Source organism: Marivirga aurantiaca, from assembly GCF_016679925.1.
In the GTDB taxonomy this organism is placed as follows: domain Bacteria; phylum Bacteroidota; class Bacteroidia; order Cytophagales; family Cyclobacteriaceae; genus Marivirga; species Marivirga aurantiaca.
Genome location: NZ_JAEQBW010000032.1, coordinates 1 through 827, shown reverse-complemented (window position 1 = coordinate 827; position 827 = coordinate 1). Strand labels below are relative to the sequence as shown.

At 31.3% G+C, this 827-nt stretch carries 2 protein-coding genes; both read left to right on the top strand.

All coding sequences use genetic code 11. The features are described 5' to 3' along the window. Nucleotides 1-261: hypothetical protein (locus JKA74_RS20655; protein WP_201433143.1), on the top strand; the 261-nt coding region annotated here is incomplete at its 5' end. 63 nt (nt 262-324) lie between these two features. After that, a partial coding sequence (locus JKA74_RS20650) for a DUF4919 domain-containing protein (RefSeq protein WP_201433142.1) occupies nt 325-827 on the top strand: 503 nt, incomplete at its 3' end.

Genomic DNA, 827 nt, shown 5'->3' with positions numbered 1-827 from the left:
GGACATGAATCTCAAATCCTTTATGACCCTAATCAAAACGATGAAAAAAAAGGCGGATTAATTGTGACAGGCTCAGAGGTTGTGGAATATAATTCTAATTCAAGGTATATAATTGCAAAATCTATTGCTAAAGACGAAGACAGATTTTGGATTATTGATAAGAAAATGCCACGTGACAGTATTAAAGATTTAGGCAAACAAGAATATGAGACAGCACTTGATTTACTAAATATCAATCTAGAGCTAAAAAAGAGGAAGTAAAAACTGTTAGCAATAATGACTTGGAAACCTTATAAACTAGCATGAACACTAAGTGGATTTAGAATGAAAAATATGAGGCAGTTAATATTAATATTATTTTTTTATGGCATTTCCTTGCTATCATACGGGCAAAACGAGATTGAAATACACTTTGATACGATTAAGTCAAAGATTGAAAATAAAAAAGCAGATACTTATTATCCAAAGTTAATAAAACGCTTTAATGACTTTGATACGACATTAACATTGGATGACTACGCTTTAATTTATTATGGCTTTTCTTTCCAAGATGATTACATTAAAAATAAGCCTGATGAGACGGAACTTAAATCTGCACTTGAATCCAATAATTACGGAAAAGTAATCAAGGGATGTCAAAAAATCTTGGATAAAAATCCTGTAAGTTTATTCGCTAATAATAATATGGGGTTTGCTCTTTATAAACTCGATAGACCTGAGAGTGAATGGCTGAAATATCAAAGCAGATTTCGAGCGCTTCGAAAATTGATTGTTTATAGTGGAAACGGGCTAAGTACAGAAACTGCATTTAAAGTTATTTATGTCTC